Source organism: Georgenia halophila, assembly GCF_039541595.1.
Window position 1 is genome coordinate 335997 of sequence record NZ_BAABGN010000002.1, and the last position, 13968, is coordinate 349964.

12 protein-coding genes are annotated in these 13968 nt (G+C 72.8%); 3 read left to right on the plus strand and 9 right to left on the minus strand.

Features of this window, described 5'->3' with window-relative positions:
- Positions 1–165: 165 nt before the first annotated feature.
- The 6 genes from ABD907_RS02995 to ABD907_RS03020 all read right to left on the minus strand — a co-directional run bounded on the left by ABD907_RS02995 (position 166) and on the right by ABD907_RS03020 (position 6651).
- Positions 166–2880, minus strand: a complete 2715-nt coding sequence (locus ABD907_RS02995) for a UvrD-helicase domain-containing protein (RefSeq protein ID WP_345215001.1) — start codon at positions 2878–2880, stop codon at positions 166–168.
- A gap of 72 nt (positions 2881–2952) precedes the next feature.
- Entirely contained in the window at positions 2953–3834 is an 882-nt protein-coding gene (locus ABD907_RS03000; protein ID WP_345215002.1) for a putative RNA methyltransferase, read from the minus strand.
- Complete coding sequence (locus ABD907_RS03005) at positions 3831–4313, minus strand: DUF456 domain-containing protein (RefSeq protein WP_345215003.1); 483 nt, start codon at positions 4311–4313, stop codon at positions 3831–3833. The genes ABD907_RS03000 and ABD907_RS03005 overlap by 4 nt, the downstream gene beginning before the upstream one ends.
- Before the next feature lie 3 nt (positions 4314–4316).
- A complete protein-coding gene (locus ABD907_RS03010; protein ID WP_345215004.1) occupies positions 4317–4658 on the minus strand; it encodes a hypothetical protein in 342 nt (113 codons plus the stop codon).
- 98 nt (positions 4659–4756) lie between these two features.
- A complete protein-coding gene (locus tag ABD907_RS03015; RefSeq protein ID WP_345215005.1) occupies positions 4757–5437 on the minus strand; it encodes a LuxR C-terminal-related transcriptional regulator in 681 nt (226 codons plus the stop codon).
- On the minus strand, positions 5434–6651 hold the full coding sequence (locus tag ABD907_RS03020; RefSeq protein ID WP_486334054.1) for an ATP-binding protein: 1218 nt from the start codon (positions 6649–6651) through the stop codon (positions 5434–5436). The genes ABD907_RS03015 and ABD907_RS03020 overlap by 4 nt, the downstream gene beginning before the upstream one ends.
- Before the next feature lie 129 nt (positions 6652–6780).
- Between ABD907_RS03020 and ABD907_RS03025 the strand changes: the two genes are divergently transcribed.
- The 3 genes from ABD907_RS03025 to ABD907_RS03035 all read left to right on the plus strand — a co-directional run bounded on the left by ABD907_RS03025 (position 6781) and on the right by ABD907_RS03035 (position 10285).
- A complete protein-coding gene (locus ABD907_RS03025) occupies positions 6781–8520 on the plus strand; it encodes a PspC domain-containing protein (RefSeq protein ID WP_345215007.1) in 1740 nt (579 codons plus the stop codon).
- Positions 8517–9131, plus strand: coding sequence for a hypothetical protein (locus tag ABD907_RS03030; RefSeq protein WP_345215008.1), 615 nt, complete (start codon positions 8517–8519; stop codon positions 9129–9131). Before ABD907_RS03025 ends, ABD907_RS03030 begins: the two co-directional genes overlap by 4 nt.
- 242 nt (positions 9132–9373) lie before the next feature.
- On the plus strand, positions 9374–10285 hold the full coding sequence (locus tag ABD907_RS03035) for a hypothetical protein (RefSeq protein ID WP_345215009.1): 912 nt from the start codon (positions 9374–9376) through the stop codon (positions 10283–10285).
- Between the two features lie 10 nt (positions 10286–10295).
- Here the strand turns inward: ABD907_RS03035 and ABD907_RS03040 are convergent, their stop codons facing one another.
- From ABD907_RS03040 to ABD907_RS03050, 3 genes are all read right to left on the minus strand, one after another.
- Positions 10296–11528, minus strand: coding sequence for a glycosyltransferase family 4 protein (locus ABD907_RS03040; RefSeq protein WP_345215010.1), 1233 nt, complete (start codon positions 11526–11528; stop codon positions 10296–10298).
- Entirely contained in the window at positions 11525–13138 is a 1614-nt protein-coding gene (gene guaA, locus ABD907_RS03045) for a glutamine-hydrolyzing GMP synthase (protein ID WP_345215418.1), read from the minus strand. The genes ABD907_RS03040 and guaA overlap by 4 nt, the downstream gene beginning before the upstream one ends.
- A 175-nt stretch (positions 13139–13313) precedes the next feature.
- A complete protein-coding gene (locus ABD907_RS03050; protein ID WP_345215011.1) occupies positions 13314–13763 on the minus strand; it encodes a DUF3817 domain-containing protein in 450 nt (149 codons plus the stop codon).
- Between the last annotated feature and the right edge of the window lie 205 nt (positions 13764–13968).

The following is a 13968-nucleotide window of genomic DNA, read 5'->3' on the forward strand; positions in this document are numbered from 1 at the left end:
GGAGGGCCGCACCGCGGCGCCGTGGGATGACGAGGCAGCGCCATGGCCAGCGCGTTCTTGCACCTGCGTCATGTTGCGCCTCCGGCCCGACGGCTTGTCGCTCCGAGGCTAGGCAGGAGCACCGACGCTTCCGTGGAGGCGCGCGGACGGGCGCGCCCGCAAGGGCTACAGCTTCGTGACCGGCGAGTACCGCAGCAGCAGCCGCTTGAGGTGGCCGCTGCCGAAATCGATCTTGGCGACGGCGGAGGAACCGGACCCCTCGAGCGCGACCACCGTGCCCAGTCCGTAGCTGTCGTGGGTGACCTTGTCCCCGACGTCCAGGCCGAGTCCTTCCGGGTGCTTGGTTGCGGCCTTCGCCGCCGCGCCCGACGTCGTGGCCGAGCTCGTCGACGCCGTCGACGCGGCGGGGCCCGTCGGACCCGTCGAACCCGCAGCGGTCGTACCGACGCCCAGCTTGCCCGTCCGGACCGGCCCGCTGCGGCCCCCCACGAGGTTCCCGCCGCGGTCGGGAGGGCCGGAGCCGAAGCCGCCTCCGTACCCGGACCTGGGCCGGCGCAGCGTTTCCATGGAGGACTCCGCCCGGCGCCACTCCACCAGCTCCGAGGGAATGTCGTCGAGGAAGCGCGAGGCCGGCAGCTCGTGCGGCATCCCGAACGCGGTGCGCACGGCCGCGCGCGAGATGTAGAGCCGTTCCCGTGCCCGGGTGAGTGCCACGTACGCCAGACGACGCTCCTCGGAGAGCTCGTTCTCCTCGGTCAGCGAGCGCTGGTGCGGGAACGTGCCGTCCTCCATGCCGGTGACGAACACGACCGGGAACTCCAAGCCCTTGGCCGTGTGCACGGTCATGAGGGTCACTTGGCCGGCGTCGTCGGCGTCGTCGGGCAGCTGGTCGGTGTCGGCCACCAGCGAGACCCGTTCGAGAAAGTCGCCGAGGCCGCCCTCGGGCTCGGTCTCACGGAACTCGTCGGCCACGGCGTGCAGCTCCGCGAGATTCTCCACCCTGGTCGCGTCCTGCGGGTCCTCGCTGGTGCGCAGCTCGGCGAGGTACCCCGACTTGTCGAGGGCGGTGTCGAGGATCTCGGCCGGGGCGGCTCCCGAGGCCTCCATGTCCCGCAGCTCGGTGAGCAGCTCGTGGAAAGCCTTGACCTGGGCGCGTGCGCGCGTGGCGAGGCCGATGACCTCCGGAGTGGTGTCCCGCTCCTCCCCTTCGGCAGAGGCGTCGGCGAGCGCCTGGCCGAACGAGACGCGGTGCTTCTCCGCGTGGGTCGCCAGGACGGACTCGGCCCGGTCTCCCAGGCCCCGCTTGGGCACGTTGAGGATCCGGCGGACGTTGACGGCGTCGTCGGGATTGGCGACGGCCCGCAGGTAGGCGACCGCGTCCTTGATCTCCTTGCGCTCGTAGAAGCGGGTGCCGCCGACCACCTTGTACGGCAGGCCCGCGCGCACGAGGACTTCCTCCATCGCCCGGGACTGGGCGTTGGTGCGGTAGAAGATCGCGACGTCGCCGGGCCGGGTTCCGCGCTCGTCGCCGAGCCGGTCGATCTCCTCGGCGATGAACCGGGCCTCCTGGTGCTCGGAGTCGGCGACGTAACCGACGATGAGCGGCCCCTCGCCGGCGTCGGTCCAGAGGTTCTTGGCCTTGCGGCCGGCGTTGCGGGAGATGACGGCGTTCGCCGCGGAGAGGATCGTCTGCGTGGAGCGGTAGTTCTGCTCCAGCAGGATCGTCCTTGCCTGGGGGTAGTCGTCCTCGAACTCCAGGATGTTGCGGATGGTCGCGCCGCGGAAGGCGTAGATCGACTGGTCGGCGTCTCCGACCACGGTGAGCTCGGCGGGCGCGAGGCCCTCGTCGTCGGCCGAGTCCGCCTGCCCGCCACCGCTCGTCCCTCGCTCGCGCTCGTCGACACCGGCCAGCTCGCGCACGAGCGCGTACTGCGCGTGGTTGGTGTCCTGGTACTCGTCCACGAGCACGTGGCGGAACCGGCGCCGGTAGTGCTCGGCCACGGCGGGGAACGCCTGGAGCAGGTGCACCGTGGACATGATGAGGTCGTCGAAGTCGAGGGCGTGCGCCTGGCGCAGCCGATCCTGGTAGAGGCGGTACGCCTCGGCCAGGTGCGAGTCGAAGTTGTTCGTCCCGCCGGCCTGGTTCGCGAAGTCGTCGGGGTCGATGAGCTCGTTCTTCAGGTCCGAGACCTTCCGCGAGAACATCCTCGGCGGATACCGCTTGGGGTCGAGGTCCAGCTGGCGGCACACCAGGGTCATCAGGCGCTGGGAGTCGGCCGCGTCGTAGATGGAGAAGCTGGAACGCAGGCCGAGCGTCTCGTGCTCGCGCCGCAGGATCCGCACGCACGCGGAGTGGAAGGTGGAGACCCACATGCGCCGGGCCGAGGGCCCGACGAGGTCGCTCACCCGCTCGCGCATCTCGGCGGCCGCCTTGTTGGTGAAGGTGATCGCGAGGATCTCCCCCGGGCGTGCCCGACCGGTGGCGAGCAGGTGCGCGATGCGGTGGGTCAGCACCCGGGTCTTGCCCGAGCCGGCGCCGGCCACGATGAGCAGCGGGCCGCCACTGTGGACGACGGCGGCACGCTGGTTCGGGTTGAGCCCCTCGACCAGGGCGTCGGGATCGATGCCGTACGAGCCGGCGGGCCGGTCGTCCGCGTCCGGTCCGGCACCGCCCGGGCTCCTGTCCCCGTCACCGCCGGAACCGCTGGCCGCCCGGCGGCGGGCCCGCTCCACCGGGTCGTCGCCCTCGCGGCCGGCCGTGCCCTGACCGTCGTGGGGCTGCGTCGCGCCGTCGTCCTCACGCGGCGGGACGGCGGCGGGCAGGCGCTGCTGCGTGCCGGAGGAGCCGGGCAGGGGGAGATCGTCGAACAGGGAGAGCATCGTGCTCTCCATGCTATGTGGCGGCACCCACCTGGGGCGGACCGTGTGGACGGCCGCCGGGTGAGGCTCGACTCAGTCGCCGACCGGCGCGCGGAAGCTGCGCACCGTCACCGAGACGGTGACGTCCACCGGGTCGGGCAGGTCAGCGACGGCCTCCTGGAGAGTCTCCGCGGCGACGTGGTGGCTGCTCGGTCCCATGGCGACCTCGTCGAGCACGTCGTGACGGCTCATCGGCACCCGGTACTCGATCTCGCGGGAGCTCTCCGGCGCCAGCTCCGCCAGCTGGGCGGCGAGCCGGCTCTCCTTCTCCGGGCCCACGCGCACCAGGCCGAGCGGCTCGACGAGCTCGTGCAGGTGCCGCGGCGTCGGGGTCGCGACGACGAACCGGCCGCCCGGCGCGAGGACCCGCCGGATCTCGGGCACGTTGCGGGGCCCGAAAACGGACAGGACGACGTCCGCGGCGTCGTCGAGGAGTGGGAGCGCCTGCCACACGTCGGCTCCCACGGCCGCGACGCGCTCGTGCGCTCGGGCGGCTCGCTTGAGGGCCGGCGTCGAGGCGTCGAGCACCAGCCCGGTCAGGTGGGGCCGGTCCGCGACGACGGCGGCCAGGTAGTATCCGGTGCCGCCGGCTAGGTCGACGCACAGTCCCGACCGGTCGCCGACGGCCTCGGCGACGGCGTGCGCGAGCCGCCCGTAGTGCCGGCGGGCGAGGAACGCCTCGCGAGCGGCGACCATGGCGGCGTCGTCGCCGGCGAAGGCACGGCGTCCGCCCAGCAGGGTGACGTGACCCTGCCGCGCGACGTCGAAGGCGTGCCCGGCCGCGCACCGGACCGTTCCGTCGTCGAGCGTCAGCGGTGCACGGCAGACCGGGCAGGCGAGGTGGTCGACGACCCGAGACAGCGCCCCCGCCCTGCCGGGCCCGCCGGGGCCTGGGGCGCCGCCGTCGTCGTTCACGTGAGGAGGAGTCCGATGACCCATGCTCCGGTGGCCAGCATGGCGCCGCTCAGCTCGATGAGGATGGTCCAGCCAGTGGCGCGCAGCGCCTGGACGGTTGCCTGCCGCGCCTCGCGCTGGACCCTCAGCCGGTAGAGCTCGGCTAGGTAGACGCCTAGGATGAAGCCGAGCGGGAGCCCGATCACGGGGACGACGAAGAAGCCGACGACGCCGAGGACGCCGCCGAAGAGCAGCGTGCGGTTCGGTACGCCGGCGGCCTTGAGGTACTTCCCGGCGTAGAGGTACTTCCCGATCCCGGCGACGGTCACCGCGACCAGGGCCACGGCCACGACGACCCAGCCGACCACGCCGCCGGTCGCCACGCCCCACGTCCCGACGGCGGCGAGGACGATGAGGCTGCCCGGGTAGACCTGGACCACCGCGCCGACGAGGCCGACGGCGATGACCAGTGCGACGAGGAGCTCAGCGAGCGGGGACATCGGTCAGCCCCAGAGCACGGCGACGCAGATGTTGACGATCACCAGGCCGGCGAGCGTGACGAGGTAGCCGCGGGTGACCTTCTCCTCGTTGCTCGCGCCGTAGATGCTCATGCCGAGGACGCCGAGGCCCACGATCAGCTTGACCCCGACCCAGGCGTAGCTGAGCTCCCAGCCGCTCATCTCGGCCGCGCCGACCATGAGGATGCCGACGATGACGGCGGTCCAGGCACCGTGGGTGACACCCTTCGCGAGCCGTGGCTGGCGCAGGCTGGTGAGGGCGGCTCCGAGCACGATGGCCCAGCCGATCATGTGGAAGACGAGGAGGATGCCCATGACGATGTCCATGGGGTCACTCTAGGAGCGGCCGCCGCCGCGCTGCCGAATGGTCCGTCCCGCCGAGTGCCGCCCGGTGTCCGGCCCTGCCGCTGCGGGCGCCGCCGTGCTCAGAGCAGGCGACGGTCGGCCGCCCACCGGGTCAGCTCGTGCCGGGAGGACAGCTGCAGCTTGCGCAGCACCGCGGAGACGTGGGTCTCGACCGTCTTGATCGAGATGAACAGCTCGGCGGCGACCTCCTTGTACGTGTAGCCGCGAGCGATGAGCCGCATGACCTCCCGCTCGCGGGCCGTGAGCCGGTCGAGCTCGTCGTCGTGCACGGCCAGGTCGCCGGCCGCCGTGCCGAACGCGTCGAGCACGAAGCCTGCCAGCCGCGGGGAGAACGCGGCGTCGCCCGCGGCGATGCGGCGGACGGCGTCGGCAAGGTCGGGGGCGCTGATCGCCTTGGTCACGTAGCCACGGGCACCCGCGCGGATGACCGCGACGACGTCCTCGCTGGCGTCGGAGACGGACAGGGCGAGGAACCGCGTGGTGGTCAGCAGGGGCGCGCAGGCAGCCACCACCTCTGCGCCCCCTCCCCCGCGACCACCGGGCAGGTGGACGTCCAGGAGGACGACGTCGGGGCGCAGCGCGTTCACCGCGGCGACGGCGCCCTCGACGTCCTCGGCCTCCCCGACCACCTCTAGGTCGGTGGCGTGCCGGGTCAGCTCCGCCCGCACGCCGCTGCGCACGAGCGCGTGGTCGTCGACGATGAGGACACGGATCTTGTCCTGCTCAGGTTGCTCGCTCACTGCTGCCCCTTCGTTGGCATGACGAGGTGGATCTCGGTGCCGCCGACACCGGACCGTACGTCGGCCGTGCCGCCGTGCCGCTCCATGCGCCCCACGATCGAGCGTCGCACGCCGTGGCGGTCGTCGGGGACCGTGGCCAGGTCGAATCCGTCGCCGCGGTCGCGGACGAAGACCTCGCTCTTCTCCGCCGCGACCTCGACGTACAGGCTGACCGGTGGGCGCCCGTGTGCCACGGCATTCGTCAACGCCTCCCGGACGGCGGCGGTCAGGACCTCGGTACCGGCGTCGGGGACGGCGTCGCCCGCAGTGACGACGTCGATCGGCACACCGCGGACGTCCTCGACCTCGCCGGCGACCTGACGGATCTCGTCGGCGACGGACGTGCCCGGCGCCGGCCGGTCGGTGTACAGCCACTCGCGCAGCTCGCGTTCCTGGGCGCGGGCCAGGCGCGAGACATCGGGATCCTGCGCGCGAGCCCGGATGAGTGCGAGCGTCTGGAGCACGGAGTCGTGGAGGTGGGCGGCGATGTCCGCACGCTCGGACTCGCGAGCGCGCGCCTCGCGTTCCGAACCGAGCTCACGCACGAGCCGCAGCAGCAGCGGCGCGAGGACGACGGCGACGCCCGCAACCACAGCCAGCCCGGCCAGGGTGGCCTCGACCATCTCGGGCAGCGACCGCCCGGGCGCCACCACCAGCAGCGCGCCGATCACGGCGAGCACGACGCCGGCGCCGACCCGCACGACCAGCGTTCCCCGAGAGGTCTCCCCACGGCTCGCCGCCGCGAGCTGACCCCACGCGATGGCCGCACCGGCCGCGACGAGCAGTGCGGGCAGCAGCCATGTGCCGAATCCGGTCACCTGCCAGAAGAGCAGCTGGACGGCGACGAGCAGCAGCACGGCCGCGATGATCACGTCCCGGGTGACCGAACCCGTCCGTGCGTCTCGGAGACGCGGCGCGAGCCGGCCGAGGGCCGCCGGACGGCCGGCCTCGGTGGGCTCGCCGACGGGAACCGTGAGCCACAGCCACACGTACAGCAGCGCGCCGGCGCCCAGGAAGAAGATGCTGACGACTGCGCCGAGGCGGACCCAGAGCACCGGGAAGCGAAGGTGGGCAGCGAGCCCCGCGCACACGCCCGCCAGGCGCCGCCCCCGGCGGGGACGGCGCAACGGTAGGCGGCCCGAGACGGGCGCAGCAGAGGTGCTCACAAGCCCCATCGTCACACGCCGGGAGCCGTAAATCGGCGGCCTGAGGCGGATTCCAGGGTTTCCGCCGAGGCGAATCAGGGTCCGACCAGGGTGCTCCCCGATGGTGCGGCGGCGGCCCGGTGGAGTTGGCTTGTCATCATGAGCACCAGCAGTGGGCGCCAGGAGCGCCCCCACACAGCACCGGGTGGCCACGGCCCTCCGGCCGGTACACCGGGGCCGCCCCCGCAGGCCGACCCGTACCAGCAGACGCACGTCCGGGGCCCGGCTCCCGGCTTCTTCGACTCTCTGCGCCGGACCGGCATCTGGCGCACGCAGGAGCGGTGGATCGGTGGCGTCGCCGGCGGGTTCGCCCGCCGCCTCGACGTCGATCCGCTGCTGGTGCGCGGCGTCCTCGTCGTCATGACGTTCTTCGGCGGCCTCGGTCTGCTCCTCTACGGGCTGGGCTGGGCCCTGCTGCCCGAGGAGTCCGACGGCCGCATCCACACCCAGGAGGCACTGCGCGGCAACGTCGACGCCGCACTCGCCGGCGCCGCCGTCTTCGCTCTGATCGGCCTCGTGCGGCCGGCGTTCTGGTGGGACGAGAGCTACTGGTTCATCGGCGGGTTCCTGCCCACGCTCGTCCTCCTCGGGATCGTCGGACTCATCCTGGCTCTGATGCTGCGTCGTCGTGACTCCCGCCCGAACGTGCCCCCGGGCGCGCCAGATGCCGGGTCCCCTTCTTGGACCGGCGCCCCCGCTCCTGGGCCGACCGCCGGTTATGGACCTACCCCGGGCTACGGGCCGACCCCGCATATGGGGACACCGGGTGTCACGACGCCGCCTCCGCCGCCCGGCGCGAGCGTCTACCACGCCGCAGGTGCCGGTCCTGCCGCCGGACCGACCAGCTGGTCGCAGGCCGGGCGCGGTGACGCGTCCCCCACCGACACGACGTCGGAGGCACCGCCGGCAGCGTCCGGTGATACCGCCGCCGGAGGCACCCCGTACGACACCGCCGGTGGCGCGCCGTACGACACCGCCTACGGTCGCGCGACGTACGACGTCCCCGAGACGACGGCTACCGGAACCACGGTGCCAGGAACGACGGCGCCAGGAGCACCCTGGGATCCGGCGATGGAAGGTCGGTCGGCGCCCAGCGCGCCACCAACTCCCCCCAAGCCACGCACGCCCGGTCCGGGGCGCGGCACGGTCGGCGTCGTCCTCGGGCTCTGCCTGCTGCTCCTGGCAGGTCTGGTGATCTGGGACCGGCTCGTTCCCCAGCTCTTCTGGCCGGGATCCGACGACGGCTGGTTCGTGGCGCTCGCCGCCGGCGGCGCCATGCTGGTCGTGCTCGGCGTGGGCGTGGTGGTCTCGGCACTGCGTGGCCGCCGTGGCCGCGGGCTCTCGGCGCTCGGCGTGCTCCTTGCCCTGGTGGTCGTGCCCGGGATGATCACCGCCACCCTCGCGGACGACTGGTACGACGGTCCCGGCCGGACGGTCGCCGACGTCTCCTTCGCGCCGACCACTGCCGCTGCCGCCGAGGACGGCTTCTCCCTGATGGCGGGGGACATGGTGGTCGACCTGACCGGGCTCGACATGGACGGGCAGAACGAGGTCATGGTCCCGATCGAGATGGCGGCCGGCATGGTGCGCGTGATCGTCCCGGACGGCGAGGCCGTCGAGGTCGAGGTCGAGATGGGAGCCGGCGACCTGACCGGCTTCACCGAAGGCAGCTGGCAAGGCCGTAGCAGCGGCGGGACCGGATCCCTCCCACCGACGTTCGAGCTCAGCGGCTCGTTCCGCGAGTCGTACCGCTCGCCGGAGGTCTCGGACGACGACGCCGACCTGGTCGTCGACGTCACCGTCGGCACCGGCGCCATCATCATCGAGGAGGAGCAGTGAACGACAACCGCACCGACGGGCCCGAGAACCGCATCGATGGGCTCAGCCCCGACGAGCCAGCGACCGGCGAGTCCACGACCGATCCCCACGAGGAGCCGGGGCACGCCGAGACCGCTGCCTCGCCCGACGCCGTTCACGACGAGATGACGGAGACCATGCGTACCGAACCCCTCACCGCCCACCCCACCGCCACGCTCGAGACGCCTCCCACGCAGCCACTTGCCGGCGGGCATGAACCGCCCCCGCCGGGTGTCGGGGACGAGGCCTGGATCGCCGCAGCACCGGCCCCGGGCGAACCCGCGCCAGGCTCCGCAGACCAGCCCGCGACCCGTGCCGAGGCGCCCTCCGCGGCATCGGCGGGGACGCCTTCAGCACCGGTCTGGTCCGCGGCGACCGTCGCCGAGGAGACTCCCGTGCCGCCACGCCGGACGCGCACCGGCACGCTCGTCCTCGGCATCGTCCTGGCACTGATCGGTGTCGGCGCGATCGTGACCGGGCTCGGCTACCAGCTCGACCTCCAGCTCGCGCTCGCGGCGCTGCTGGTCGTCGCCGCGGTCGTCCTGCTGGTCACTCCGCTCGTCCAGCGCGGCAGGTCGTCGGAGTCCCCCTAGTTCCGAGCTGCGCACCCATCGCGACGTCTGCGCCATCCACTCGCGACGTCTGCGCGTAGCCGAACGGACCGATCAGCTCTGCACCGTCTGCAGCGCCGCCTCATGAGTCACACCGGTCACAGGAGCCCCGAACGGTCCGTTCGGCTACGGCCCTGGCGAACACACAGTCCGAGCTCCAGCAGCCACAGCCCCTGTGGATAGAGCACGAGCGGCGCCCTCGGCTGCGGGCATGCTCAGGACTCGTGTCCGTCGTGGAGGAGCTGCTCCGGCTCGGTGGTGTCGCCACGCGATCAGCACTGATAGCGGCGACATCCCGTCCCGAGGTCGACGCAGCCCTGCGCACGGGCGAGGTCACACGGCTCGCACGCGGACGGTACGCGCTGCCACAGGCGGACGAGGCCCGTAGCCGGGCACACGCCCTCACCGGTGTGATGTGCCTGCTCAGTGCGGCGCTGCACCACGGCTGGGCGGTGAAGCATCCTCCGGACAGACCGCAGGTCGCCCTGCCACGCAACCGCAAGGTACCCAGCGACGTCGTCGGTTCCGTCGAGATCAGACGCCTTCGCCTCGCGCCCGACGACGTGGTCGACGGCGCCACGAGCAAGGATCGGACACTGCTCGACTGCTTGCGGGCTCTGCCGTTCGACGAGGCTCTCGCGGTCGCAGATTCCGCGCTTCGCGACGGTTATCCGCACAAACGTCTCGAGGCCGTGGCACGGGACGCGCGCGGACCGGACTCCGTGAGGGCGCGCCGGGTCGCACGGGTGGCGACCGCATTGGCGGCGAACCCGTTCGAGTCCGTGCTGCGCGCCATCGCCATGACCGTCGCCGGCCTGTCGGTGAGGCCGCAGGTCTCCCTGTACCGCCGGAACGACTCCGTCGTCGGAGGCCGGACCTTTCTCGGTCGACCAGACCTGGTCGACGAGCAGCTCCGCATCGTGCTCGAGGCCGATTCCTTCGAGTGGCACGGCGGCCGGACGGCGCTCAGATCGGACGCTCTGCGCTACAACGGCCTGGTGGTCGACGGTTGGCTGGTGCTGCGGTTCACCTGGGAGGACGTCATGTTCGACAGCTCGGCGGTCCGCGTCATGCTGGAGCGCGCCGTAGCCGAACGGACCGATCAGCTGTGCGCCGTCTGCGGAGCCGCCTCCTGAGTCACACCGGTCACAGCAGCCCCGAACGGTCCGTTCGGCTACGGGCCTTTCCGTACAGCGCGTCGGCCGCCGCGACCACGTCGGACCAGTCGGCCGCCGGCGGCACGGCCGCGTTGTGCGCGAGGATCCCGGCAAGCAGGCCTTCCTCGGTCGCGAGGCGCACCAGCGCGTCCGCGAGCGCCTCGTCGGCCGCGGCGTCGTCCAGCCCGTCGGCACGGTCGCTGGTGAGCAGGCCGTCGACGCCGTCGGTGACGAACTGGCTGATGCCGGTCCCCCGGCCGGCGACCACGGCGAGCCCGGTCGCGCGGGCCTCCAGGGCGGCGATGCCGAACGCCTCCAGGCGGGCCGGTGCGAGGAAGACGTGGCGCTCCCGGTACCGGGCCGCCAGCCGGCCCCTGGGCAGGCGGCCGGCCACGGTGACGACGTCCTGCAGCCCTCGCCGCGACACCTCCGAACGCACCGCACGCTCCTCGGGACCGGACCCGACGAGCTCGAGCTGCACGCGCGGCCGACCGGCGTCGTCACGGCCCAGCCGCTCGTGCACGCGGGCAAGGACTCGGACCAGCGGCAGGGCGCGCTTGCGGGGGGCCAGCCGCTGCGTCGCCACCACCCGCAACGGCCCCGACGGCGGAAGCGGTCCCCGACGGCTCGCCTCCGGTGCCGTCGCCGCCGGCAGCCAGGCCGCGACGTCGAGCCCGTTGGGCACCACCGCCACCTCGTCCGGCTCGCGGCCCAGCACCTGGGCGACGCGCTCGGCGGCGACCCCGGAGACGGCGCTCGCGGCCAGGGAAGCCCGGTTCCAGCCGAGCACCCGTGCCCCGGTGCGATAGAACGGAGTGACGCCATCGAGCATGCAGTGCCAGGTGATCGCGAGCGGCAGGCCGGCGCGGCGGGCGGCGCGGGCGCCGGCGTACGCGAAGGGTGAGACGACGCCGGCGTGGACGTGCACGACGTCGGGCACCAGCTCGCGCAGTACCGGCGGGAGCAGCACGTCCTCGAGGGGATGGAAGGGCAGCCCGAACGTCGCCGCGGAGGCGAACCGGTGGACGGTCACGCCGTCGGCCGTGGTGCTCTCCGCTCGGCGACCATTCGGCAGCGCCGGGTCCGCCGTCGCCGTCAGCACGTGGATGTCGTACCCGGCGCGGGCCTGCTCGGCCGCCAGGTCGTGCACCTGGGTCTCGATGCCGCCGACCCGGGGCGGGAAGCAGTCCGAGACGTGCACCACCCGCAGCGGCTGCGTCACTCCCACTCGATGGTGCCGGGTGGCTTGGAGGTGACGTCGAGGGTCACGCGGTTCACCTCCGGCACCGTGTTCGTGATCCGGTTGGAGATCGTGGCGAGGACGTCGTACGGCAGGCGCGTCCAGTCGGCGGTCATGGCATCCTCGGACGAGACGGGCCGCAGCACGATCGGGTGACCGTAGGTCCGGCCGTCACCCTGGACCCCGACGGAGCGGACGTCGGCGAGCAGCACCACGGGGCACTGCCAGATCTCCTGGTCCAGGCCGGCCCGGGTGAGCTCCTCGCGCGCGATGGCGTCGGCGGCCCGCAGCACCTCCAGGCGCTCGGCCGTCACCTCGCCGATGATCCGTATCCCGAGGCCGGGCCCCGGGAAGGGCTGGCGCCACACGATCGACTCGGGCACCCCGAGCTCGAGCCCCACGGCGCGGACCTCGTCCTTGAACAAGGTGCGCAGCGGCTCGATGAGCCGGAACTGCAGGTCCTCGGGGAGGCCGCCGACGTTGTGGTGGCTCTTGATGTTGGCGGCACCCTCGCCACCGCCGGACTCGACGACGTCGGGGTACAGGGTGCCCTGGACGAGGAACTTCACCTCGCCGCCGGCCGTGGTGCCCTCGGTCTCGGCCTCGGCCACGACCTCGCGCGCGGCCTGCTCGAAGGTGCGGATGAACTCGCGGCCGATGATCTTGCGCTTGGTCTCCGGGTCGCTCACGCCGGCAAGGGCAGCGAGGAAGGTCTCGGAGGCGTCGACGACCTTGAGGTTCACACCGGTGGCGGCGACGAAGTCCTGCTCCACCTGCTCGGCCTCCCCGGCGCGCAGCAGGCCGTGGTCGACGAAGACGCAGGTGAGCTGGTCACCCACGGCCTTCTGGACGAGCGCGGCGGCCACGGAGGAGTCCACGCCGCCGGACAGCCCGCAGATGACCCGGTCGTTGCCGACGGCCGCACGGATGGCCTCGACCTGCTCGGCGATGACGTTGCCCGGGGTCCACTCGGGGGCGAGGCCGGCGCCGTCGTAGAGGAATCGCTCGAGTGCCTCCTGGCCGAGCACCGAGTGCTTCACCTCGGGGTGCCACTGCATGCCGAACAGCCGTCGACGGCGGTCCTCGAACGCCGCGACCGGGGACCCCTCGGACGTGGCGAGCACCTCGAAGCCCTGCGGGGCGGCCTCGACGGCGTCGCCGTGGGACATCCACACGGTCTGCCGCTCGGGCGAGCCGGCGAGGAGCTCGCCGGACCCGGCGCCCTCCGTCACCTCGACGACCGTCCCGCCGTACTCCCGGGTGCCGGTCTGCGCCACCGTGCCACCCAGGGCCTGCGCCATCGACTGGAAGCCGTAGCAGATGCCGAGCACCGGGACGCCGGTGTCGAACAGGGCGGGGTCGGTGCCGGGCGCGCTGTCCGCGTACACCGACGCGGGGCCGCCGGAGAGGATGATCGCCGCGGGCTCCTTCTCCAGCATCTGCTCGACGGGCATGGTGTGCGGGACGATCTCGGAGTAGACGCGCGCCTCGCGGACCCGACGGGCGATGAGCTGGGCGTACTGTGCGCCGTAGTCGATGACCAGGACCGGGCGGGGCAGCGCGGGCGCCGGCTCTCCCTCGGGTGCCGCCACGGCGGCCGGAGCGTCGTCGGGCACGGTCTCGGCGGTGGCCGGGACGTCCGGCTCTGGGCTGCTCACGCGAGCCAGGATATCGGCCCGCTCCCGACCGGACGGCCACCTACGGCGTCGGGCTCGTCACGCCGTCGGTGTGCGCCCCGGTGGCGACGGCCCGTCGCTGTTCCGTGGGTCAGCGCTGGTGGAGCGCGGCCACCCGCTCGAGGATCCCGGGCAGGTCGTCGTCGAACCAGCCCCGCGCACGCCGCTCCATGACGAACGACAGCACGGGGACCACGCCGCCGGCGATCAGGACGACGACGCGTCCGAAGCCCCAGCGCATGATCGACCAGATGTTGAACACGGTGGCCAGGTAGACGACGTAGATCCAGCCGTGCACGATCGCGACCCAGTCGCCGATGACGGCCGCACCGTCGTTGAACACGTACTTGAGGACCATCTCCAGGCACAGCAGCAGCAGCATCCCACCGGTGACGAACGCCATGACCTTGTAGGCGCGGAAGGCGCTGCGGGCCTTGCGCTCGCGCTCGGCGACCGCGGGGACCGGCGCCGAGCCGTCGACCGGCTTCGCCTGACGGTCGGGCTCCGCAGAGTTCTGCTCCCGGGCGGGTTCGGTGCTCACTGTGCTCCTCGTCTCGGCTGGTCGGCGCCATTGTCCCAGACCGGGTCCGGTGTCCGAGGACCCCGCCGGCTGCGGGGCTCGGGCCGTGGTGGGACGTCGGCAGCCCTGTCCTTCTCGATGGCCGCCGCCGAGTGGGACGGCGGCGGCACGTCGACGCCGGTCACCCCCTTGACCTCAACCTAAGTTGGGCTTTGAGGATGGCTTC

What these genes read in the sequence shown, in the direction of transcription:
- ABD907_RS02995 (WP_345215001.1), bottom strand. Translation starts at nt 2,880, where the DNA reads ATGCTCTCCCTGTTCGACGATCTCCCCCTGCCCGGCTCCTCCGGCACG.
- ABD907_RS03010 (WP_345215004.1), bottom strand. Translation starts at nt 4,658, where the DNA reads ATGGACATCGTCATGGGCATCCTCCTCGTCTTCCACATGATCGGCTGG.
- ABD907_RS03025 (WP_345215007.1), top strand. Translation starts at nt 6,781, where the DNA reads ATGAGCACCAGCAGTGGGCGCCAGGAGCGCCCCCACACAGCACCGGGT.
- ABD907_RS03020 (WP_486334054.1), bottom strand. Translation starts at nt 6,651, where the DNA reads ATGGGGCTTGTGAGCACCTCTGCTGCGCCCGTCTCGGGCCGCCTACCG.
- ABD907_RS03005 (WP_345215003.1), bottom strand. Translation starts at nt 4,313, where the DNA reads ATGTCCCCGCTCGCTGAGCTCCTCGTCGCACTGGTCATCGCCGTCGGC.